Annotated in this window: 22 protein-coding genes; 4 read left to right on the top strand and 18 right to left on the bottom strand. The window is 71.6% G+C overall.

What is annotated here, in order from left to right:
* Window positions 1-49: 49 nt before the first annotated feature.
* The 9 genes from HP550_RS14395 to prfB form a co-directional block, all read right to left on the bottom strand.
* Window positions 50-1345 carry a peptidoglycan DD-metalloendopeptidase family protein gene (locus tag HP550_RS14395; protein WP_343048184.1) on the bottom strand — a complete coding sequence of 432 codons (1296 nt, stop codon included), beginning with the start codon at window positions 1343-1345 and terminating at the stop codon, window positions 50-52.
* A gap of 2 nt (window positions 1346-1347) precedes the next feature.
* On the bottom strand, window positions 1348-2262 hold the full coding sequence (ftsX, locus tag HP550_RS14390; RefSeq protein WP_175348363.1) for a permease-like cell division protein FtsX: 915 nt from the start codon (window positions 2260-2262) through the stop codon (window positions 1348-1350).
* Complete coding sequence (gene ftsE, locus HP550_RS14385; protein ID WP_056096656.1) at window positions 2262-2951, bottom strand: cell division ATP-binding protein FtsE; 690 nt, start codon at window positions 2949-2951, stop codon at window positions 2262-2264. The genes ftsX and ftsE overlap by 1 nt, the downstream gene beginning before the upstream one ends.
* A gap of 169 nt (window positions 2952-3120) precedes the next feature.
* Window positions 3121-3906 (bottom strand): ATP-binding cassette domain-containing protein, encoded by a 786-nt coding sequence (locus tag HP550_RS14380; protein ID WP_175348362.1) that lies wholly within the window; start codon window positions 3904-3906, stop codon window positions 3121-3123.
* 73 nt (window positions 3907-3979) lie between these two features.
* Complete coding sequence (locus tag HP550_RS14375; RefSeq protein ID WP_175348361.1) at window positions 3980-5191, bottom strand: ROK family protein; 1212 nt, start codon at window positions 5189-5191, stop codon at window positions 3980-3982.
* A 45-nt stretch (window positions 5192-5236) separates the two neighbouring features.
* A complete protein-coding gene (gene mmsB / locus HP550_RS14370; RefSeq protein ID WP_175348360.1) occupies window positions 5237-6469 on the bottom strand; it encodes a multiple monosaccharide ABC transporter permease in 1233 nt (410 codons plus the stop codon).
* Window positions 6466-8013 (bottom strand): multiple monosaccharide ABC transporter ATP-binding protein, encoded by a 1548-nt coding sequence (gene mmsA / locus HP550_RS14365; RefSeq protein WP_175348359.1) that lies wholly within the window; start codon window positions 8011-8013, stop codon window positions 6466-6468. The genes mmsB and mmsA overlap by 4 nt, the downstream gene beginning before the upstream one ends.
* 92 nt (window positions 8014-8105) lie before the next feature.
* On the bottom strand, window positions 8106-9233 hold the full coding sequence (chvE, locus tag HP550_RS14360) for a multiple monosaccharide ABC transporter substrate-binding protein (RefSeq protein WP_175348358.1): 1128 nt from the start codon (window positions 9231-9233) through the stop codon (window positions 8106-8108).
* 238 nt (window positions 9234-9471) lie between these two features.
* Window positions 9472-10587, bottom strand: coding sequence for a peptide chain release factor 2 (gene prfB, locus HP550_RS14355; protein ID WP_175348357.1), 1116 nt, complete (start codon window positions 10585-10587; stop codon window positions 9472-9474).
* A gap of 174 nt (window positions 10588-10761) precedes the next feature.
* On the opposite strand from prfB, the gene HP550_RS14350 reads away from it, so the two are divergent.
* Window positions 10762-12564: an RCC1 domain-containing protein gene (locus HP550_RS14350; RefSeq protein ID WP_175348356.1), complete on the top strand. Its 1803-nt coding sequence runs from the start codon at window positions 10762-10764 to the stop codon at window positions 12562-12564.
* Window positions 12565-12578: 14 nt separating this feature from the next.
* Here the strand turns inward: HP550_RS14350 and HP550_RS14345 are convergent, their stop codons facing one another.
* The 7 genes from HP550_RS14345 to HP550_RS14315 are packed head-to-tail and all read right to left on the bottom strand — an operon-like array spanning window position 12579 to window position 17193.
* Window positions 12579-13007 (bottom strand): hypothetical protein, encoded by a 429-nt coding sequence (locus tag HP550_RS14345; RefSeq protein ID WP_175348473.1) that lies wholly within the window; start codon window positions 13005-13007, stop codon window positions 12579-12581.
* Window positions 13008-13039: 32 nt separating this feature from the next.
* Window positions 13040-13489, bottom strand: coding sequence for a pilus assembly protein (locus HP550_RS14340; RefSeq protein WP_175348355.1), 450 nt, complete (start codon window positions 13487-13489; stop codon window positions 13040-13042).
* The gene (locus HP550_RS14335) at window positions 13486-13806 is read right to left on the bottom strand and encodes a pilus assembly protein (protein WP_425484452.1); all 321 of its coding nucleotides are present in this window, start codon (window positions 13804-13806) and stop codon (window positions 13486-13488) included. Before HP550_RS14335 ends, HP550_RS14340 begins: the two co-directional genes overlap by 4 nt.
* A 50-nt stretch (window positions 13807-13856) precedes the next feature.
* Entirely contained in the window at window positions 13857-14120 is a 264-nt protein-coding gene (locus HP550_RS14330; RefSeq protein ID WP_425484451.1) for a hypothetical protein, read from the bottom strand.
* 54 nt (window positions 14121-14174) lie between these two features.
* Window positions 14175-15107, bottom strand: coding sequence for a type II secretion system F family protein (locus HP550_RS14325; RefSeq protein WP_175348354.1), 933 nt, complete (start codon window positions 15105-15107; stop codon window positions 14175-14177).
* A complete protein-coding gene (locus HP550_RS14320; protein WP_175348353.1) occupies window positions 15104-15967 on the bottom strand; it encodes a type II secretion system F family protein in 864 nt (287 codons plus the stop codon). The genes HP550_RS14325 and HP550_RS14320 overlap by 4 nt, the downstream gene beginning before the upstream one ends.
* Complete coding sequence (locus HP550_RS14315; protein WP_175348352.1) at window positions 15967-17193, bottom strand: ATPase, T2SS/T4P/T4SS family; 1227 nt, start codon at window positions 17191-17193, stop codon at window positions 15967-15969. The genes HP550_RS14320 and HP550_RS14315 overlap by 1 nt, the downstream gene beginning before the upstream one ends.
* A 339-nt stretch (window positions 17194-17532) precedes the next feature.
* Here HP550_RS14315 and HP550_RS22415 point away from each other — a divergent pair, with 339 nt between their 5' ends.
* Entirely contained in the window at window positions 17533-18372 is an 840-nt protein-coding gene (locus HP550_RS22415) for a hypothetical protein (protein ID WP_246280875.1), read from the top strand.
* Window positions 18373-18393: 21 nt separating this feature from the next.
* On the opposite strand, the gene HP550_RS14305 is transcribed toward HP550_RS22415, so the two are convergent.
* Window positions 18394-18753: a winged helix-turn-helix transcriptional regulator gene (locus HP550_RS14305; protein WP_343048183.1), complete on the bottom strand. Its 360-nt coding sequence runs from the start codon at window positions 18751-18753 to the stop codon at window positions 18394-18396.
* A gap of 64 nt (window positions 18754-18817) precedes the next feature.
* Here HP550_RS14305 and HP550_RS14300 point away from each other — a divergent pair, with 64 nt between their 5' ends.
* Window positions 18818-19342 carry a hemerythrin domain-containing protein gene (locus HP550_RS14300; protein ID WP_175348350.1) on the top strand — a complete coding sequence of 175 codons (525 nt, stop codon included), beginning with the start codon at window positions 18818-18820 and terminating at the stop codon, window positions 19340-19342.
* A 72-nt stretch (window positions 19343-19414) separates the two neighbouring features.
* Window positions 19415-20335, top strand: a complete 921-nt coding sequence (locus HP550_RS14295) for an aldose epimerase family protein (RefSeq protein ID WP_175348349.1) — start codon at window positions 19415-19417, stop codon at window positions 20333-20335.
* Between the two features lie 17 nt (window positions 20336-20352).
* Here the strand turns inward: HP550_RS14295 and HP550_RS14290 are convergent, their stop codons facing one another.
* Complete coding sequence (locus HP550_RS14290; RefSeq protein WP_175348348.1) at window positions 20353-21684, bottom strand: D-alanyl-D-alanine carboxypeptidase family protein; 1332 nt, start codon at window positions 21682-21684, stop codon at window positions 20353-20355.
* Window positions 21685-21874 lie beyond the last annotated feature (190 nt).

Below are 21874 nucleotides of genomic sequence, written 5' to 3'. Positions count from 1 at the left end.
GGTGCGGGTCGAGACTACCCGTCGAGCGCCACCCGAAATCAGGTGCGCGTCAGAGACCCAGCAGCGGCCGCGGGTTCGCCGTCGCCCCGTTCACGTAGACCTCGAAGTGCAGGTGGCACGCGGCCGACGTCCCGGTGTTGCCCGACCGGCCGATGAGCTGGCCCCGCTCCACCGTCTGCCCGGAGCTGACGGCGAAGCTGGTGAGGTGGTTGTAGCTGGCCGACAGGGCGTTCCCGTTGACGAACCCGCTGTCGATCATCACCTGGTTGCCGAAGCCGTACCGCGCCTTGGCCCACGTGACCGTGCCCGAACGGCCGGCGTACAGCGGGGTGTTGCAGTAGGTGCGCAGGTCGATGCCGGCGTGCAGTCGCGTGTAGTGCAGCGTCGGGTGGAACCGCATGCCGTACTCGGAGGTCACGTAGATCGGGTTGACGCTGGTCGGGTTGCCGAACAGCGCGTTGCCGATGGGTCCGGCGGGGCCGTGCGGCTGACCGGCTGCAGCGTCGCGCGCCTTCTGGGCGGCGATCGCCGCCTGGAGCTCGTTCTGGATCGCTGCGGCTTCGGCGTCGGCCTGAGCCAGCTGCGCCTCGAGGGCCGCGCGCTGCGCGTCCAGGGCCGCCTGCTGCTGCACCTGCTGCGCGAGCAGCGCGTCCAATGACGCCTTCGCCGCGGCCGCGGCGGCCTTCGCGGCGTCGGCCTCGACCACCTTCTGGTCGGCCTCGGCCTTGAGCTGGGCGATCTTGTCCTTCACGGCGCCCAGCCGGGCCTCGGCGTTCTTGTTGGCGGACTCGGCGGCCTTGAGCTGGTCCAGGATCTGCGCCTGGGTGCGCAGCGCCGTGGCCATGAGGCCGTACCGTTGCACGAAGTCGTCGGAGCTCTGCGCGTCCAGGATCACGTCGACGCCGGACACGCCGCCGCCGTCCTTGTACGCCTCGCGGGCCATCTGCCCGATCGCGGCACGCATCTGCGCGGCGTACTCGGCGTCCTGCGTGATCGTCGTCGTGATCGTCGCCTGCTGGTCCTCGGCGTCGACCAGCCGGGCCGCGATGATCGCGGCCTCGCGCTGCGCCTTCTCCAGCGCCGCCTTGGCCTCGTCGAGCACGGCCTGCGCGGCGGGGATCTTCGCCTGCGTGTCCGCCAGCTGCATCGCCAGAGCCTGGAGGTTGGCGTCGACGCCCTCCATCGCGGCCTCGGTGTCGTCGCGCGCCTTCGCGATCGCGGCCTTCTGCGCCTCCGCCGCCTTGCGTCGGTCGTCGATCTTGTCGGCGTAGGCGGGCGTGCTGACCAGCGCGGTGAGCAGGAGGACCAGCACGACGAGGAACGCGGGCATCCGGGCGCGCGACACGGTCACACCCTCGTGTAGCGGCTGAGGGTGACCAGGGACGAGATCGCGGCGAGCAGGATCGCGACCCCGACGAGGATCGGCGCCACGGCGAGCACGTCGGACGTGTTGACGTACGGGATCCATGCCGCCTGCTCGCCCAGCCAGTCGTCGATGAGGTAGCCGACGCCCAGCCACAGAGCGCCGACCGCCAGCAGGGCGCCGATCGTCGCGGCGATCGCCCCCTCGAGCATGAACGGCAGCTGGATGAACACGGTGGACGCCCCGACCAGGCGCATGATCCCGGTCTCGCGACGGCGGCTCAGCGCGGACAGCCGGATGGTCGTCGTGATGAGCAGCACCGCGGCCAGGAGCATCACGGCGGCGAGCCCACCGGCCAGCAGGGTCGCGTTGTTGAGCACCGAGAACAGCCGGTCGAACAGCCGCTGCTGGTCCTTGACCTCCTCGACGCCGGGCCGGCCCGAGACCACCTCCGCGACCACCGGGTACTGCTCGGGATCCGTGAGCTTGATCCGGTAGGAGGAGTTCATGTCATTGACCGTCGCGGCCGAGGCCCAGAACTGGTCCTTGAACTGCTCCTGGAACGCCTCGAAGGCCTGTTCCTTGGTCTCCGTGTAGATCTTCTCGACGAACGGCTTGACCTCGGGCGACGCGAGCGCCGCCTGGATGTCGGCCTTCTGCTCGTCGGTCACCTCACCGCTCGCGCAGGTGGGCTCCGTGGAGTTCTGCGGGCAGAGGAAGACCGACACCTCGACCTTGTCGTACCAGTCGTCCTTCATCTTGCCGATCTGCGTCTGGAGCAGCGCGGCCGCGCCGACGAACGTGAGCGACACGAAGGTGACGAGGATGACGGAGATGGTCATCGACAGGTTGCGCCGGAGGCCAAGCCCGATCTCGGAGAGGATGAACTGGAGGCGCATCAGCGGTCCGACCCGTAGACGCCGCGCGACTGGTCACGCACCATCGCGCCGGTCGACAGCTCGATCACGCGCTTGCGCATCTGGTCGACGATCTCGTCGTCGTGCGTCGCCATGACCACCGTGGTGCCCGTGCGGTTGATCCGGTCGAGCAGGCGCATGATCCCCAGGGACGTCGTCGGGTCGAGGTTTCCCGTGGGCTCGTCGCACAGCAGGATGTTCGGGCGGTTGACGAACGCGCGCGCGATGGCCACGCGCTGCTGCTCGCCACCGGACAGCTCGTGCGGGCGACGCTTCTCCTTGCCGGCCAGGCCGACCATCTCGAGCGTGTCCGGCACGGTGGTGAGGATGTGGTGCCGCGGCTTGCCGATCACCTGGAGCGCGAACGCCACGTTCTCGAACACCGTCTTGTTGGGCAGCAGGCGGAAGTCCTGGAACACCGCGCCGATCTGGCGGCGCAGCGTCGGCACCTTCCACGACGACAGGGTGCCCAGCTCCTTGCCGGCGACGAACACGCGGCCCGCGGAGGCTCGCTCCTCGCGCAGCACGAGGCGCAGGAACGTGGACTTGCCGGAACCGGACGCGCCGACGAGGAAGACGAACTCTCCCCGCTCGACATCCAGGGACACGCGGTCCAGCGCCGGTCGGGCGCCGCGCGCGTAGACCTTGGTGACGTTCTCGAATCTGATCACGGTGCTCGAAGCGACCAGGTTCGGGGATGGGCATGACGGACGGGACTACTGCTGGCCTTGTCGAGAGTAGGCAGCGGACCCGCCCGCCCCGGGTGGTGACACGCCGCAGCGGAACCTGTGAACCTCAGCCACCCTCGGGCAGGTCGGGCAAACTGCCCCGAAACGCCTGTCAGTGGGGGGTCGGCAGGAACGCCCGTGAGTCGAGCTCGCGGGTGGACGGCGCCCCGGTGATCGCAGCCAGGATCGCCTCGTGGCTGACCGTGGCCGCGTCGAACTCCCCGTTGTTGCGCCCGTGCCGGAGCACGATGATCCGGTCGGACACCGCGCGGACGTCGTTCATGTTGTGGCTGATGAGCACGACCCCGAGCCCCAGGTCGCGCAGCCGCTCGATGTGCGTGAGCACCTCGGCCGTCTGGGACACCGACAGCGCGGCCGTCGGCTCGTCGAGCACCACGATCCTGGGCCGGCCGATGAGGGTGCGGGCGATCGCCACCGACTGCCGCTGCCCCTTGGACAGGGTGGACAGCGGCGACTTGACCGACGGGATGCGGCTGTTCAGGTCCCGCAGGACCTTCCGGGCGATCTGCTCCATGGTCTCGTCGTCACGCACGCGACCGCGGTGCAGCTCGCGGCCGAGGAACAGGTTCGACGTCACGTCGAGGTTGTCCGCCAGTGCGAGCTCCTGGAACACCGTCGCGATGCCGAGCGCGTGCGCCGCGATCGGCGTCGGGATGGTGACGGTCTCGCCGTCGATCTCGATGAGCCCGGTGTCGGGGACGAGCACGCCGGAGATCATCTTGGCCACCGTCGACTTCCCGGCTCCGTTGTCGCCGACGAGCGCGACGACCTCGTGCGCGTAGACGTCCAGGTCGACGTCGACCAGGGCCTCCACCGCACCGAAACGCTTGCCCAGACCCCTGAGCGACAGCAGGGGCACGTCGTTGGCCGTGCTCATCGCCACTCACCTGCTCCCCGTTGGGCACGTGACACGTGCAGTGAATCTTCCACCATGTGCGGCGTCAATCGCGTCATTGCGTGGCTCCGACCCCGACGGCCGCCTGGTCGTCGTCGACGCGGAGCGGCAGGGCGGTCGACTGGAGGGCCAGCACCAGGGCGCCGATCACCTCGGCCCGGGAGCCCAGCGAGGCGGCGACGACCTCGAGCGGGGCGATCTGGTTGAGCAGCACGTTCCTGCGGACGGCCTCACGCAGGGGACGGAGCAGCAGCTCCCCGGTCTCCGCCAGCTCGCCGCCCACGACGACCAGCTGCGGGTTGACCGCAACGCCGAGCCCCGCGACCACCATCCCGATCATGGCGCCCGCCTCCGCGACCACCTTGCCGCAGCGCTCGTCGCCGTCGATCGCGCGCTGCACCACGTCGCGCAGTGCCAGGGGTCCGGAGCTCACGCGGAGCCGGTCGATGAGTGCGGAGGCGCCGACGACGGTGTCGAGGCAGCCGCGGTTGCCGCAGCGGCACAGCTCGCCCGGGAACGCGACCTGCACGTGACCGATCTCGCCCGCGGTGCCGGCGACGCCGCGGTGGACCTGGCCGTTGATGACGATCCCGGCACCCGTGCCGTACGAGGCGCGCACGAACACGCTGTCGCTGTACTGCCGCGCCGCACCGAGGGTGCTCTCGGCGATCGCGCCGAGGTTGGCGTCGTTGTCCACGTACACCGGCCGGCCGAGCCGCTTGGACAGCACCTGGCCGATGTGCACCGTGTCCCAGCCGGGCATGATGCCGCGCACCGAGACCATGCCGGTGGACGCGTCGACCGGCGCGGGCAGCCCGACGCCGAGCCCGACGACGTCGTCGAGCGACGCCCCCACGCGCTCGACCAGGTCGACCACGAGCAGGGCCACGCGGTCCAGGCTGGTGTCCACCCGGTGGTCCGCCGGCAGCGGGAGGGTCTGCTCCGCGATCACCTGGTGGCTGAAGTCCCCGAGCACGAGGCGCAGGTGCCGGTGCCCGATCTGCACGCCCGCCGCCAGACCCACGCGGCGGGCGAGCGTGACCATCTGGGCACGCCGCCCGCTGCGGGTGGTCGTGGCGGTGTCGACGACGCCGGCAGCCAGGAGCTCCCGGACGATCGTCGACACCGTCGCCTGCGACAGACCTGTCGCCTCGGAGAGCTCGACCTGCGTGAGCCCGCCGTACCGCTTGACCGTCTCGACGACGAGGTTGCGGTTCGCGTCGCGCAGGGACGACTGGGAGCCGGCTGCGGGTGCTCGCCTGCTCACCGTGCGAACCTAGTGCAACTCGTCGTCCATGCAGTCATCGCCTTGCTAGCGCGTCCCTGCCCGGCGCTTGTTGATCAGGTCGAACGCCACGGCGAACAGGAGCACGAGGCCCTTGATCGCCATCTGCCAGGACGGGTCGACCGACAGGATCGACAGGCCCATGTTGAGCACGCCCATGATGAGCGCGCCGACGATCGCTCCCGAGATCCGGCCGATGCCACCCGTGACGGCCGCGCCGCCGATGAAGCACGCGGCGATGGCGTCGAGCTCGAAGTTCTGCCCGGCCGACGCGATGGCGGCACCGGCGCGGGCCGTGGTGACGATCGCCGCAGCACCGGCGAGGACGCCCATGTTGACGAAGATCCAGAAGTCGACCCGACGGGTGTCCACACCCGACAGGCTCGCGGCGAGGCGGTTGCCGCCGATCGCGTAGATGTGCCGGCCGAACACCGTGCGCCCCATGAGGAACGTGTAGGCGACGATGAGCACCCCGACGATCACCAGCACGGTCGGCGTGCCACCCGCGGAGAACGACAGGATGACCGTGAGGACGCCGATACCGATCGCCACGAGTGCGAGCTTGGTGGCGAACAGGCCCACCGGCTCGACGTACAGCTCGTGCTTGCGCAGCGAACGGCGGGCCCGGACCTGCGAGACCACGATCGCCCCGATCGCCAGGACGCCGATGAGGATCGTGACGACGTCCATGTTGTTGGCGTAGCCCAGGAAGTTCGGCAGCGACCCCTTCGAGATCGCGATGAACTGCGACGGCAGGCCGGCGACGGTCTCACCGACGATGACGAGCGCGAGCCCGCGGAAGATGAGCATGCCGGCCAGCGTCACGATGAACGCCGGGATCCCGACGTACGCGACCCAGTACCCCTGCCACGCGCCGACGACACCGCCGACCGCGAGCCCGAGCAGGACGGCGACCATCCACGGCAGCCCCATGTCTCGCATGCTCACGGCGACGATGCCACCGACGAACGCGACCACGGAGCCGACCGACAGGTCGATGTGCCCGGCGACGATCACCATGACCATGCCGATGGCCAGGATCATCACGTAGGCGTTCTGCTGGAACAGGGCCGCGACGTTGTTGGCGAGCAGCAGCTTGCCGTCGGTGAGCACCTGGAACAGCAGCACGATCACGACGAGCGCGCCGAAGATGCCGTACTGGCGCGCGTTACCGCCGAGGCCGGCCATCCGCTGTCCGAGCGGCACGCGGGCCGGAGCTCCCGGAGGGGCTGCAGGGGCGGGGGTGAGGTCGGTAGTCATCGGGGGGTCACGTCCTTCTCCATGGTCATGTACTGCATGAGGCGCTCCTGCGTGGCGTCGGCGCGGGCGACCTCGCCCGTGACGCGGCCCTGGCTCAGGGCGTAGATGCGGTCGCAGATGCCGATCAGCTCGGGGAGCTCGGAGGAGATGACGATGACGCCCTTCCCCGCATCCGCGAGCCTGTTGATGATCGTGTAGATCTCGTACTTGGCGCCCACGTCGATGCCTCGGGTGGGCTCGTCGAGGATGAGCACGTCAGGATCGGCGTAGATCCACTTGCTCAGCACGACCTTCTGCTGGTTGCCGCCGGACAGCTTGCCCACGAGGGCGGAGACCGTCGGCGTCTTGATGTTGAGGTCGCGCCGGTACTGCTCGGCGACCTTCTCCTCGGCGGTCCTGTCGACGACGCCCCAGCGCGCGAGCTTGCCCAGCGCGGACGCCGAGACGTTGTGCTGGATGGTGTCGATGAGGTTGAGGCCGAACCGCTTGCGGTCCTCGGTCGCGTACGCGATGCCGTGCCTGATGGCCGCACCCACGGAGCGCAGCTCCACCTGCTTGCCGTCCTTGAAGGCCCGGCCGGAGATGCGTGCGCCGTAGCTGCGCCCGAACAGGCTCATCGCGAGCTCCGTGCGGCCGGCACCCATGAGGCCGGCGATGCCGACGATCTCCCCGCGGCGCACGTCGATCGACGCGTTGTCGACCACCTTGCGCGCCTGGTCGATGGGGTGGTGCACCGTCCATTCCTCGATCCGGAGCACCTCCTCGCCGATCGTGGAGACGTGGTCCGGGAACCGGTTGTCGAGCGAGCGGCCGACCATCCCTCGGATGATCCGCTCCTCGCTGACCGCGTCGTCCCCGTGCATCTCGAGGGTCTCGATGGTCTTGCCGTCGCGGATGATCGTCGTGGTGTCGGCGACCGCCTCGATCTCGTTGAGCTTGTGGCTGATGATGATCGACGTGATCCCGTGCTCCTTGAGGCTCCGGATCAGGCCGAGCAGGTGGGCGCTGTCCTCGTCGTTCAGGGCCGCGGTGGGCTCGTCGAGGATGAGCAGCTTCACCTCCTTGGAGAGCGCCTTGGCGATCTCCACGAGCTGCTGCTTGCCGACGCCGATGTCGACGATCTTGGTGTCGGGGCGCTCGTCCAGGCCCACGCGGGCGAGGAGCTTGGCGGCCTCCGAGTTGGTCTTGTTCCAGTCGACGACGCCCCGCTCCGCCTGCTCGTTGCCGAGGAAGATGTTCTCGGCGATCGACAGGAACGGGCTCAGCGCGAGCTCCTGGTGGATGATGACGACGCCGTGCCGTTCGGAGTCGCGGATCCCGCGGAACTCGACCGGCTCGCCGCTCAGGACGATCTCCCCCTCGTACGTCCCGTGCGGGTAGACGCCCGACAGGATCTTCATGAGGGTGGACTTTCCTGCGCCGTTCTCGCCGCAGATCGCGTGGATCTCGCCGGCGCGGACCGACAGGTTCACGTCCTGGAGCGCGACGACTCCGGGGAACCGCTTCGTGATGTCCCGCATCTCAAGGATGTGGTCGTTGCTCATGCTTCCTCACAGTGTGTCGTCAGGCGAGGCCGCCGAGCGCCGGCCCGTGCAGGTCGCACGGGCCGGCGGTCAGCAGCATTCTCCGGGTTGGGTCAGAGACCCAGGTCGGAGGCCTCGTAGAAGCCGGACTCGACGAGAACGGACTCGACGGTGTCGGGCGTGACGACCTGCGGGTCCAGGAGGTACGTCGGGACGACCTTGTTGCCGTTGTCGTACGTCTCCTCGTCGTTGACGTCGACCGTCTCGCCGTCGATGATCTGCTGGATCATCTTGGCGACCTGGTCACCCAGCGCGCGAGTGTCCTTCCAGACCGACATGGACTGCTTGCCGGCCAGCATGTTGAGCACGTTCGCCTGGTCGGCGTCCTGCCCGGTCAGCACCGGGTAGTCCGGACCCGGGGCGTAGCCCGCGCCCTCGAGCGCCTGGGCGATGCCCAGCGCGAGCGAGTCGTTGGGCGACAGGACGACGTTGACCTTCTGGCCGGCGCCGTAGAACGAGTTGAGCCGGTTCTCCATCTCGGCCTGGGCGGTGTCGGAGCCCCAGCCCTGGATGCCGATGCTGGCCCAGTCGTCGTTGCTGGCGGGCGACTTGCCCGACGGGACGACGAGCTTCCCCGCCTCCACGTACGGCAGGAGGATGTCCCACGCACCGGAGAAGAAGAACTTCGCGTTGTTGTCGTCCGGCGAGCCGGCGAAGGGCTCGAGGTTGAACGGGCCCGCGGCGTTCTCGAGGTCGAGGGCGTCGACGATGAACTCGCCCTGGAGCGTGCCGACCTTCTCGTTGTCGAACGTCGCGTAGTAGTCGACGTTGTCCGTGTCGTTGATGAGGCGGTCGTACGCGATGACCTTGACGTCGTTGGTCGCCGCCTGCTCGAGGACCGGCGCGAGCGCCGTGCCGTCGATCGAGGCGATCACGAGGACCTTGGCGCCCTGGTTGATCATGTTCTCGAGCTGCGTGATCTGCTGGTCCACCTTGTTGTCGGCGTACTGCAGCGTCGTCTCGTAGCCCGCCTCCTTGAGGAGCTCCTCGAGGTGCGCGCCGTCACGGTTCCACCGCTCGAGGCTCTTGGTCGGCATCGCGATGCCGATCAGGGTGTCCTCCACCGCTGCGTCGCCGGTCGGCTCGTCGGCCGCGTCCCGCTCCTGGCTGCAGGCGGAGAGGCCGATAACCAGGCCAGCCGTGGCGATGCCGACGGCCACCTTCTTCCATGCAAATGACATCGTTGTCCGCTCTCTCGTTGCACCGTCCGACCTGCGGCGCCGAGGCATCTGTGCCCCGGCGGCCCGAGCAGGACCGTCTCTGGTCCTACCGGTCCGCATGGCCGGTCATGTCGGTTGCATTCAAGACCTGAAGGCTAGGTTGGCGCAAGTGTCGTTACCAACCCGTGTCCTGCGGGGGTTTGAGAGCGTTTTCCGAAGGACCTTCGACCTATAACTTCGGCCTTCGAAGCCAGCGCGGTCAGGCGGAGGTGTTGTCCTGGGACCGGCGCCAGCGGATGCCGGCCTCGATGAAGTCGTCGATGTCGCCGTCGAACACGGCCGCGGGGTTGCCCACCTCGTGCTCGGTGCGCAGGTCCTTGACCATCTGGTACGGCTGGAGGACATACGACCGCATCTGGTCCCCCCAGCTCGCCTTGACGTCGCCGGCCATCGCCTTCTTCTTGGCGTCCTCCTCGGCCTTGCGGACCAGGAGCAGGCGGGACTGGAGCACGCGCAGCGCGGCGGCGCGGTTCTGGATCTGGGACTTCTCGTTCTGCATCGACACGACGATGCCCGTGGGGATGTGCGTCATGCGCACCGCGGAGTCGGTGGTGTTGACCGACTGCCCGCCCGGGCCCGACGAGCGGAAGACGTCGACCTTGATCTCCGACTCGGGGATGTCGATGGAGTCGTTCGACTCGATGAGCGGGATCACCTCGACGGCCGCGAAGCTCGTCTGGCGGCGGCCCTGGTTGTCGAACGGGGAGATGCGGACCAGGCGGTGCGTGCCGGCCTCGACGGACAGGTTGCCGAACGCGTACGGCACCTTCACCTCGAACGTGGCCGACTTCAGCCCGGCCTCCTCGGCGTAGGAGGTGTCGAGCACGGACGTCGGGTAGCCGTGGCGTTCCGCCCAGCGCAGGTACATGCGCAGCAGCATCTCGGCGAAGTCCGCGGCGTCGACGCCGCCCGCGCCGGAGCGGATGGTCACGACGGCCTCGCGCTGGTCGTACTCCCCGGCCAGCAGCGTGCGGACCTCGAGCTCGCCCAGGTCCTTCTTGATCTTCAGCAGGTCGGCCTCGGCCTCGGCGAGCGTGTCCTCGTCGTTCTCCTCGGCGGCCATCTCGACCAGCGTCTCCAGGTCGTCGATGCGCCCGTCGAGCTTGCTCATCCGGTCCAGCTCCGCCTGCGTCGACGACAGCGCGCTGGTGATCTTCTGGGCGGCGTCCGGGTCGTCCCACAGGTCCGGGGCCGACGCCTGCTCCGACAGCTGCGCGACCTTCGCCTGGAGCGCGGTCGGGTCGCTCACCGCCTGGATGGTGCCCAGGGTGCTGCGCAGCTCGCGGATCGCGGAGGGGAAGTCGGTGGTGGCCACAACCGTCCAGGCTACCGGGTCCCACGCCGCCGCTCCCTCCGGACGAGCCCGGCCGGCCGACGGAGCCGCCGTTGAGGCCTTTGGACCCTGGACCGCATCGCCGGACCGGGCCAACGTGGGCTGAAGCGGACGGCCCGAGACGGTCCCGCGGCCGACGCGCGATCGAGGTGCGCGATGACATCCCCCTCCCCCAGCCGACGCCCGATCACGGGCCTCCTGCGGCTCCTCGCCGTCCTCCTGACCGTCCTCGGTGTCGTCGCCGTCTCCGCCGGCGCCGCTGTCGGCCCGGCCAGGGTCGAGCGCCCGATCGGCTCCGGCCCCGTGGCGTCGTTCTCGATCACGACGCCGGCGTGCGCGGTCGCGGGTGTCCCGTTCCGCCTCACGGTCACCGCTCGGGACGCGGCGGGCCGAGCGGTCCCTTCGTACAGAGGCACGATCAGCTTCGGCCAGGGCCCCCACGACTACTCCGGGCTCCCGGAGACGTACACGTTCACCGCAGCCGACCGCGGACGCCATGCCTTCTCGGTCACCGTCTTCACCGCGGGCGGCTGGGCCTTCAGCACGCACGAGCTCGGGGACCTGTCCGTCGCCGGGACGGGGCGGGGCATCACCGTCCGGCCGGGGCGTGCGACCCAGCTCGCGGTGGCGATCCCGCCGGAGCCGATCGTCGCCGGGGTGACCGTGCCGATCGAGGTCATCGCCTGGGACGACTGGGGCAACATCGCCACCTCCTACCGTGGCACCGTCGCGATGAGCACGACCGACCCTGCCCAGGGCGCAGGGGTGGCGCCGGCCCGGATCCGGTTCACCCGCGCCGACGTCGGACGGGTGGCGCTGGAGCTGCCGGACGGCCTGACCCTGCTCACCCCGGGGGACCACACCGTGACCGCGACCGACGTGCGCCGGCCGACCCTCACCGGCAGCACCCACGTGGTGCTGCCCGAACCCCGGACGACCGGCCCGGGACTCAACGGCTGGGGCGACAACGAGTTCGGCCAGCTCGGCGACGGAACCCTCACCGACCGGTCGACACCCGTGGTGACCTCCACCGTGCGCACCTGGACCGACGTCGCGGCCGGCGGTCAGCACAGCCTCGCTCTGGCCGACGACGGGACCCTGTGGTCGTGGGGCTCGACCGACTTCGGCCAGCTCGGCCGGATCAGCGAGGAACCAGGCGTCGACCCGGGCGAGGTCGGGACGTCCAGCGCGTGGACGCAGATCGAGGCCGGGAGCGTCTCCTCGGCCGGCATCATGGACGACGGCACGCTGTGGCTCTGGGGCTCTCTCGCGGACAGCTCGGCACCGGTCCAGGTCCCGGGCACCGGCTGGGTCGACGTCGCGCTCGGCTCCGACCACGGCGTGGGTCTGCGCAGCGACGGCACGCTGTGGACCTGGGGCCGCAACGACAGCGGTCAGCTCGGCACCGGCTCGCCCGAGGAGTACGTCAGCGTCCCGACCCAGGTCGGCGGAGGCTACTGGGCCGCGATCGCGGCCGGGGCGGACCACACGCTGGCCCTGCGCGCCGACGGCTCGCTCTGGGCGTGGGGCAGGAACGCCTTCGGCGAGGTAGGCGACGGCACGACGACGACCCGTTCGACGCCCGTCCCGATCGCGCCCGGCACCGCGTTCGCCGCGGTCGCCGCGGCCGGCGATCACAGCGCGGCACTCACCGCCGACGGCGGGTTGTGGACCTGGGGTCGGAACACCCAGGGGACGTTGGGCGACGGGACGACGACCGACAGGCTGGTCCCCCAGCAGGTCGCGACCGACCGCACGTGGAAGACGGTCCAGCTCGGCGGCGCGAGCGCCGCGGCGATCGCCACCGACGGGACGTTGTGGGCCTGGGGCAGAGACTCGGCCGGCCAGCTCGGGGACGGGACGGCCGTCGACAGGTGGGCTCCGACGCAGGTCGGCACCGCTGCCGACTGGACGACGGTCTCGGTCGGGACGGAGTTCATGCTCGGGCTACGGAGCTGAGTTCTCCCCCAGCCTCACGAACCCCGCGCGACCGACTCCGCCTCGAGCGCGATCCCGTCCTGCCACGGCGCGAGCACCCAGCTGAGCAGCACCGGACGGACCACGGCGGCCAGGTGCACGTGCGCCGAGCGGCCGTCGGTCGTCGACGCCGAGAGCACCGCGAAGTCGTCCCAGGCGGTGGCCGCGTCGGGGTTGTCCCGCAGGTAGGCGTCGACCGCTGCCCGCACCGACCCGTCGGTGAGCGGGAGCCCCTCCACGTCCGGGTCTCCCTGCCCGGCCCCGGGGGCGAAGTACCGGTCGTCGCTCACCGCGTCGGCCGCCTCGAGCGCCAGCACGTCCGCGAGCGCCAGCAGCCTCTTGCGCTCCAGGTGCACGCCCGCCGCCGACACGACGACCGTGATGAGCAGCAGGGCGACCACCACGAACCCGATGGTCAGGATCATCACCTGCCCACGGTCGTCGGACGTCCCGCGCCTCACCGGGTCGACCTGTAGGTGTCGACCGGCGCGACCCGCTCGGAGCTCACCCGCACCTCCAGCGGGACGACGTCCCGCACGAAACCCGGCACGAACGGCAGCGGCACGCGCACGTCGATCCGGGCCGCCACGTCGCTGCCGGGCGCCAGGCACGGCGACGCCGAGCAGGTGAGCGTGAGGGCGTCGGAGGGGTCGTCGTCGAAGCCCTGGTCCCGCAGGGCGATCCCGACCGCGGCCAGCGCCCGCTCGGTGCCCTCGTCGGACCGGTCGGCGACGACGAACGTGCGCGCCGCCTCCCGCGCGGCACCCTCCGCGGCGAACGTCGCGGCCTCGATGCGGCCCAGCACGAGCACCAGGTACACCAGCGGCACCAGCAGGACGAGCGAGAGCCCGAGGAACTCGACGACCGAGCTTCCCGCGTCGCCGGTGAGTCGTCCGCGCAGGCTCACGGGTCCTCGACCAGGGCGTGCCCGCGGACGGTCAGGGTCCCGGCGGCACCGACCAGGCCGACGAGCGGCAGCGGGGCCTCGACCTGGACCTCGACGACGTCCAGCCCGTCGAGGGTGGTCCGGGTGGCGCTGACCCCCTGGGAGTACGCCGACGACAGCGACTGCGCGATCAGGTCCCGCGACCGCTCGGCCCCGTCGGCAGGCTCGTGACCCCCCAGCGCCCCGTAGCGCGCGCCCTCGGCCGCCGAGTCGACCAGCGTGTTCCGCACATGGAGCACGATCGTCAGCTGGAGCACCGCGACGAACAGCACCGTCACCAGGCCACCGACCAGGGCGAAGTCGACGATCGCCGAGCCGGCATCCGCCCTCAGGGCGCCTTGACGCTGGTGATGGCGTCCTCGAACACCCGGCCCAGGGCGTCGCCGGCGATGATCCAGAGCGCGGTCACCAGCCCCGCCGTCATCAGGGTCACGAGCACCCAGCCCGGGACGTCGCCCCGGTCGGTCCCACCAGTCCGCAGGCGTCGCTGGACCCCTGTCCACGCCGTCGCTCCCCACACCAGCGAGCCCCACAGCAGCGCCGCGGTGCGTCCGGCCGGTCGGTCGTCGGTGCTCTCGGTGCCGCTCGTCATCGGTACTCCCTTCGTCGGACGCCCCTGGGGCGCCGTGCCACGTTCCCGTGCGGGTCACAGACCGACCCGCAGGACCACCATCGAGGGGAAGACGGCGAAGACGACGGTCACCGGCAGGATCAGGAAGACCACCGGGACCATCATCAGCACCTCCTTGCGCCCACCGGTCTCCATGAGCGCGCGGCGCCCCTCCTCGCGGACGTCCTGCGCCTGCGCCCGCAGCACGTCGGCCAGGGGCGTGCCGCGCTCCACCGCCACGGCGACCCCCTCCGCGAAGCGGGCGAGCGCCGTGAGCCCGGTCCGGTCGGCGAGGTTGTCGAGCGCGACGGTCAACGGGGCGCCCGCGCGGGCGTCGGCGAGGGTCCGGGCCAGCTCGGCGGACAGCTCGCCGTGCGTGCTCCGGACCACCCGCTCGAGCGCGCCGACCGCTCCCTCGCCGGCGCCGACCGCCAGGGCGAGCAGCTCCGCGATGGTCGGCAGCTCCGTGAGCATCCGGGACTCCCGCGCCTGCACCTCGCGCGTCAGCGCCCAGTCGCGGGCGAGCACGCCGGTCAGCCCGCAGATGACGACCAGCAGGACGAGGGCGGCGACGCCGGTGCCACGCGTCGCGGCGAGCACGAGCGCGAGCGCGAGGCCGCCGGCGAGGCCGAGCACGCCCCAGACCACCTGCCCGGCGCGGAACTGCTCGACGGTCTCCGGCCGGCCGGCGCGCGACAGGCGGCGGCGCAGCTCGGACGTGGGCGATCCGAGGCGCGTGACCAGCCGGACCGCGTCGGACATCACGGGTGCGACGAGCCGTTCGACCGTGGCGAACGGTCCCCGCACGGTGGGCGCCCGCAGCAATCCCGAGGACGTGGGCTGCGGCCGCAGGTAGGGCGCGAGCCGCTGGTCGAGGCTGATGCGCCGGGAGCGCAGCCTGAGCACGACGATCGTCAGACCGAGGCCACCGAGCAGCCCCACCAGAGCGCCGACGACGCCCGGGCTCACCGGAGCACCCGCGGGTCGTCGGGCAGCCGCGCGATGCGCAGCATGATCAGGTACGCGACCACCGTGCAGGCGCCGCCGACCACCAGGACGGCGAAGCCCGCCGCGGTGTCGTAGGCGCTCGCGGCCTCGGCACGCGTGGCCAGCAGCGCGAGGACGATCCACGGGGCGGCCACCGCGAGCCGAGCGGCGTAGACCGTCCAGCTCTGCCGCGCCTCGAGCTCGCCGCGCGTGCGCACGTCCTCGCGCAGGAACGTGGACAGGGTGCGCAGCAACCGGCCGAGATCGGTGCCGCCGACGTCGCGGGTCAGCCTCAGTGCCTCGATGATCCGGTCGGCGACGGGATCCGCGAGGCGGGCCTTGAGCAGGTCGAGGCACTCCCCGAACCGGCCCGTCGCCCGGTAGTCCTCCGCGAACGCGGTGAACGCCTCCCGCAGCTCGACCGGGCCGCGCTCCCCGATCTGCGCGACCGCCTCGGGCAGCGCCAGTCCTGCCCGGATGCCGGAGCCGAGGTGGTCGACCACCTCCGGCCACAGCTGTCGGAGGCGGGCTCGGCGCCGTCGGGCACGCGAGCGCACCACCGCCCAGGGAGCCATCACCGCGAACACCGCGAAGCAGAGCGCGATGGACGGGATGCGGGTCAGGGCGGTCCCGACGACCAGGACCACCAACCCGAGCAGCACGCTGGCGAGCACCAGCCCGCCGGGGTTCACCCCCGTGACACCCGCCTGGACGAGGGAGTCCTGGGTGCGGGCGTGCCACCCGGCCCTGCGCGCCGGAGCGGGCCGTCGCGGCTCGGCACAGAACGACCACCAGATGCAAGCGACCCCGGCCCCGAGCACGAGGCCGACGACCACCCCCATCAGCCCCGCCCTCGCAGCAGCGCGGACAGGTCGGTGCCCGTCCGGGCGAAGCGCTCCGGGTGCGGCGGATAGCCGTCGGCCCGGACCAGGTGCCCGTCCCGCGCGTGGAACACGTCCGCCGTCTCGACGATCCCCTGCTCGACCCGGCCGGGCACCGCGACGATCTCCCGGACGAGCCGACGGCCGTCGCCGTCCAGGTCGAGGTGCACGACGAGGTCCACCGCGGAGGCGACCGTGGGGACCACGAACCGGTCGGACACGTTCTCCCCCGCCAGGAGCGGCAGCGTGCAGAGCTTGGTCAACGCCTCCCGTGCCGAGTTGGCGTGGATGGTGCACATGGCCGGCACGCCCGCGTTCAGCGCGATCAGCAGGTCGAGCGCCTCCGCCTCGCGCACCTCTCCGACGAGCAGGCGGTTCGGGCGCATGCGCAGCGCCTCCTTGACCAGCCGGCGCAGGGGGATCTCCCCGGTCCCTTCGAGACTGGGCTGCCGGCACTGCATGGCCACCCAGTCGCGCGCGACGAGCCGGAGCTCGAACACCTCCTCGCACGTGATGACGCGTTCCCGAGCGGGGATGGCACCAGCGAGCGCGTTCAACATCGTGGTCTTCCCGGCCTGAGTTCCGCCGGAGACGAGCACGTTCAGCCCGGCCCGGACGGACGCCTGGAGGAACGCCGCCGCGTACGGGGTCAGCGTGCCCAGGCCGACGAGGTCGTCGAGCGTCGTCGCCCGGACCACGTACTTGCGGATGTTCACCGACCAGTGCCGCCGCGTGACGTCGGGGATGACCGCGTGCAGCCGCTCCCCGCCCGGCAGGCTGGCGTCGACGAACGGGCTGGACAGGTCCAGCCGCCGCCCGGAGACCTTGAGCATCTTCTCGACCAGGTCGCGGACCTGGCCGTCGGTGAGGATGGTCGTGGTCAGCTCGGCCTCGCCGCGGCGGGCGACGAACACCTGCGTCGGGGAGTTGATCCAGATCTCCTCGATCTCCGGGTCGTCGAGGTACTTCTGGAGCGGGCCGAGCCCGGCGACCGCGTCGACCACCGACTTGTGCGCAGCGACCGCATCGACGAGCGGTGGGACCGCGCCGACGACGGACCGCTCGTCGTAGTCGGCGATGGCGTCCGAGACCAGCGCGATGACGCCGGGACGGTCCCGCACCGGGTCGAGCCCTCGCCGTCGGATGAGCTCACGGACCTCCGTCTCGAGGATCGCCACACCGTCCACCGGTGCCCCCTCCTCGCGTCATGGGTGTCCGGTTCATCCGTCATGTCCGGTTGCACTGGCCGGAACCCTAGGGGACGCGAGAGGGGTGGCACACCTCGCTGTCCACAGACAAGGCCCCGTTCACCCGCACGAAGGACTCCGTGGGACCTCTGTCCCATGCCCGGGGCAACCGGATACGCGACAATTGTCATGACATCGAGCAGGGAGAAGCGGACGCGGTCGACGACCCGTCCCGACTTCCGACCCGGGCCCCCAGCTGAGGCCCGTCGGTTCCCGCCGTCGTCACCACCACCATTCCGAACACCTCGAGGCGCACCCACGCACCCCGAAAGGATCACCATGCACATCCGCACCCTCGGTGCCGCTGCCCTGACGGCCGCACTCATCCTGATCCCGACCGCCGCCCACGCCGGCGGCTCCGACAGCCCGACCCCCTACACGGTCACGGCCGAGGGCGTCACGCTCCCGGCGGGCGCTACGTTCGAGGCCAACGGCCACCTGAACTACCGCGTGACCGCGCTCGACGGCACCGGGGAGCGGACGTTCAACGTCCACCAGTCCGTGCCGCACAACGGCGTCTGGCCCCAGGCGGCGTACGTCGGCAAGAGCGCCTACGCCTGGGCCGACCACCCCGCGTTCGCGGGCGCGTTCCCCGACGGGCACTGCGTGACCTGGGTGCAGATCAGCGGGTTCAACGAGCACTTCGGTGAGGGCGGCCAGGCACCGGTCTGCACCGACCCGGTCGAGCCGGTGGAGCCGGTGGACCCCGTCGACCCGATCGACCCCGTCGACCCGATCGACCCGATCGATCCCATCGACCCCGTCGAGCCCATCGACCCGATCGAGCCCGTCGACCCGACGGACCCGGTCGACCCCGTCGAGCCGATCGACCCCGTCAACCCGGTCGACCCCGGCACGCCGGTCGACCCTCTCGACCCCACCGACCCGATCGACCCGATCGACCCCGGCACCCCGGCCGTCACCGACCCGGAGCCCATCGCCGAGGTCCTCTCCTCGAGCCCGTCGTTCGTCAGCGAGGTCCTGGCAGCCCCGCCGGGTCAGCTCGCATCGACCGGGTTCGCGAGCCGCACGATCATGGTGCTGGGCACCGTCGCTCTCGTCGGCGGGACGGCGCTCGTCGTCATGGCCCGCGGCCGAAACGACGACACCGAGCGCTGAGCGCCCACGGCGATCCTCGCTCTACAGCTCCGGACGGTCGCGGCTCCACGCGATCAGCGGCTGCAGCGCCTCGATCAGCCCCGCGCCCATCGGGGACGGGGTGTAGAGGATCTGCACCGGCGTCGTCGGGACGACCTCGCGCCGGAGCAGACCGGACTGCTCGAGCTCCTTGAGCCGCAGGGAGAGCATGCGGTCCGAGATGCCCGGCGCGAGCGTGCGGTACTCGCCGTAGCGCCGCGCGCCCTGCGCGCCGGCCAGGAGCACCGCGCCCACCCAGCGCCGACCGACGAACTCGAGCAGGGCCTGGTAGGAGCTGCACCGCTCGTCGCCGACCACGAAGTGCACGGCGGTCGGCGGCGGGCCGGTGCGGGTCGGGGCCACTTACCCAAAGTAAGCGACTTACGCTGTGCTTGGCAACGGTTCTGGTGGCGCCGAGACTGCGGGTATGACCACGACTCCCCGTGACGAACCCCCGACGAACGCTCTGATCCAGGAGCTGGAACGGGTGCACGACATGCTGCGCCACGACCTGCGCGCCTGCCAGGACCTCGCGGACGCCGCCCGAGCGGGCGCCCCGGCCGCGGAGCTGCGCGGTGCGGTCGACCAGCTCGGCCGGAGGAGCCCGCACCTGCGCCTCGGCGTGGACTGCATGCGCTTCTGCGGGCTGGTCCACGCGCACCACGGCGGTGAGGACCAGACCCTGTTCCCCCTGGTGCGCCGCGACGCCCCGCACCTCGCCCCCGTGGTCGACCGCCTCGAGGCCGACCACCGGGTGGTCTCCCACCTCCTCGACCAGATCGAGGCGGCCGTGGACCGGCTTGATCTGCAGGCCGACGCCACGCGCGACGTGGTCGAGGCGCTGGACGCCCTGTCCGACCACCTCCTGGCGCACCTCACCCTCGAGGAGAGGGCGCTGCGGCCGTTCCTCCTGAGCCTGGACGGCTGGCCCACCGACGAGAGAGCCAGCTGATCCACCGCACCGCCGGCGGGGACACATGAGCCGTTCCCACGGGTCGTGGGTCCGGCCCGCTAGCGTGTGAGCGTGTCCACGACCCTCACCACTCCCCTGCCCACCGGCCGCCAGCACGTCCTCGAGCTGGACGGTCAGCGCGCGGTCATCACGGCCGTCGGTGCCAGCATCCGCTCGTACTCCGTCGACGGCAGGGACGTCGTCCTCCCGTTCGACGAGACGGAGATCCCCCCGGCGTTCTCGGGCGCGGTGCTCGCGCCGTGGCCGAACCGGCTGCGCGACGGCGAGTTCGGCTACGAGGGTCACACCTACGAGGTCCCCCTCACGGAGCACGCGCGGCAGACGGCTCTGCACGGCCTCGTCGCCCACACCGCCTTCGAGACGACCGACGCGGACGCGACCTCCGTCACGCTCGAGCACGTCGTCGTCCCCACCCACGGGTACCCGTGGCCGGTGCGGGTGCGGCTCACCTACACGCTCACCGACGCGGGCCTGCACGTGCGGGCCGAGGGCACCAACCTGGGCACCACGACGGCGCCGTACGGGATCGGGTTCCACCCGTGGCTGTCCCCCGGCGGCGCCGAGGTGGACGACTGCACCCTCCAGGTGAACGCCGCGCGGCACGTCACCATCGATGACCGGCTGCTCCCGACGGGGGCGGAGCGGGTGGACGGGGACTACGACCTGCGCTCGCCGCAGTCGCTGAAGGGCCTCGACCTGGACGACGCCTGGATCGACGTCACGCAGGACGCGGACGGCCTGTCCTGGATCCGCCTCGGCTGCCCGGACGGACGCACTGTCGCGCTCTGGGCGGACGACGCGACACGGGCCTGGCAGGTGTGCACGGGCGACACGGTGGTGCACATCGCGCGGCGGGGGGTCGCCGCGGAGCCGATGACCTGCATCGCCGACGCGTTCCGCACGGGCGACGACCTGGTGCACCTGGCACCCGGCGCCAGCCACACGATCACGTGGGGCCTCGCGCTGCTCTGAGCGGCGTCGCCCAGGCGTCAGCCGTCGTAGTACTCGCCGTCCTGCTGGACGCCCTTGGTGAACTCCCAGTGCCACTTCTCGAACGGGCCGCTGCCGCCCGGCTGCGCCCAGTCGGGGTTGTCCCACCCGTAGGTGGGGCCGTTCTCGGTGATCCAGCGCCACTTCACGCCGGACGTCTGGTCCTGGCAGAGGTCCACGGCGAGTCCCCAGCCGTGGTTGCTCTTGCCGGGGGCCGCCGCGAGGCCACCCTTCTGCGCCTTGACGGCCCGCTGCGCGGCGAGCGTCCGGTATCCGGAGCTGAGGCACAGGTCGCCGCCGAACCGGGCGGCGAAGGCCTGGTTGAACTCGGCGAGCGAGACGGCCGCGTCCGCGCGCAGCTGCGTGTGGTTGTCCCACAGCGTGCACAGGTCGGCGACCTTGAGCAGGCCGTTCTGGCCGGCCGCGCGCAGGGAGCCGTCGCACCCGGGGAGTGCGGAGCGCTCCTCCGTGCGGCTGGCGGCGGCGAGGCCGCGGGCCTGGAGGGCACCGTCCGCGGAGACCAGCGACGACGGGGGCAGGGCCGACAGCGACGACCCGGCGAGCGCGGACACGGTGGACGGCAGGGTCGAGTCGGCCAAGGCGTCGGAGCCGAACGCCGCCGGGCCGGTCACGACGCCCTGGCTGACGGGGATCACCACGGTGATGCCCGCCAGCACGCCGAGGACGCTGAGCCGGGCGGCGGTGCGGGTGGGACGGCGGGTGCGGCGGCCGACCGTGCCGTGCGGGACGCCGGCGAGCTCGGGGACGTCCTCGACCCGGGGCGCGACCACCGGCTCAGGAGCGGCCGACCGCGCGACCACCGGGGCGGGCGCGGCCGACGGTGCGGGCTCGGGCTCGGGGTCCGCGGCGACCGGCGTGCTGCCGGCCCATGCGCGGGGCGGCGCCGGCCAGGTGACCGTCGCGACCGGGGTCGGCGGCGCAGCGACGACGGCGGGCGCGGGAGCCGAGCGGACCGGCGGCGCGGGGATCGTCTGCGTGAAGGCGGCTGCGGTGCGCTGCTGGAGCGAGGGAGTCGACGGCGCGGTGCGCGCGGGCGGGGCGGACGAGATCGGCGACGCGCTGCGCGTCTGCGGAGACGAGGTCCAGGCCGAGCGGGCCTGCGGGCCGGCGGGGTGCTGCACGCGGCCGGCCGGCACGGCGAACGCCTCGGTGACGGGCGTCGGAGCGGGCTCGTGGTGCGCCCACGCCGGTACGTGGTGGGCAGCGGTCGGGGCGTCGGGATCAGGTCGCGGGGCGGTCACCGGGGTGGGTTCAGAGGCGGCCCGCCGCTCCGCCTCTCGGAGGCTGCGGCGGGTCGGCGGTGCCGTCATGGGCTGCTCGCTGTGCGACCCCACGACACCTCCAGTCCCTCACACGTCTCTGATCTGCCGCGACGTCGTCGTCGGGCGCGCTGCGCGCAGCCCGGCGTCCTGCGGTCACGAAACCATAACGGCTGATGAACGCGCTTCCAAGTCTCTGGACGATCGTCCAGTCCAGGGAACGGACAAACCGGGCGACACG

Source organism: Cellulomonas humilata (assembly GCF_013359775.1).
Lineage (GTDB): Bacteria > Actinomycetota > Actinomycetes > Actinomycetales > Cellulomonadaceae > Cellulomonas > Cellulomonas humilata.
The sequence above is the reverse complement of the archived record's forward strand: the minus strand, read 5'-3'. Positions and strand labels throughout refer to the sequence as shown.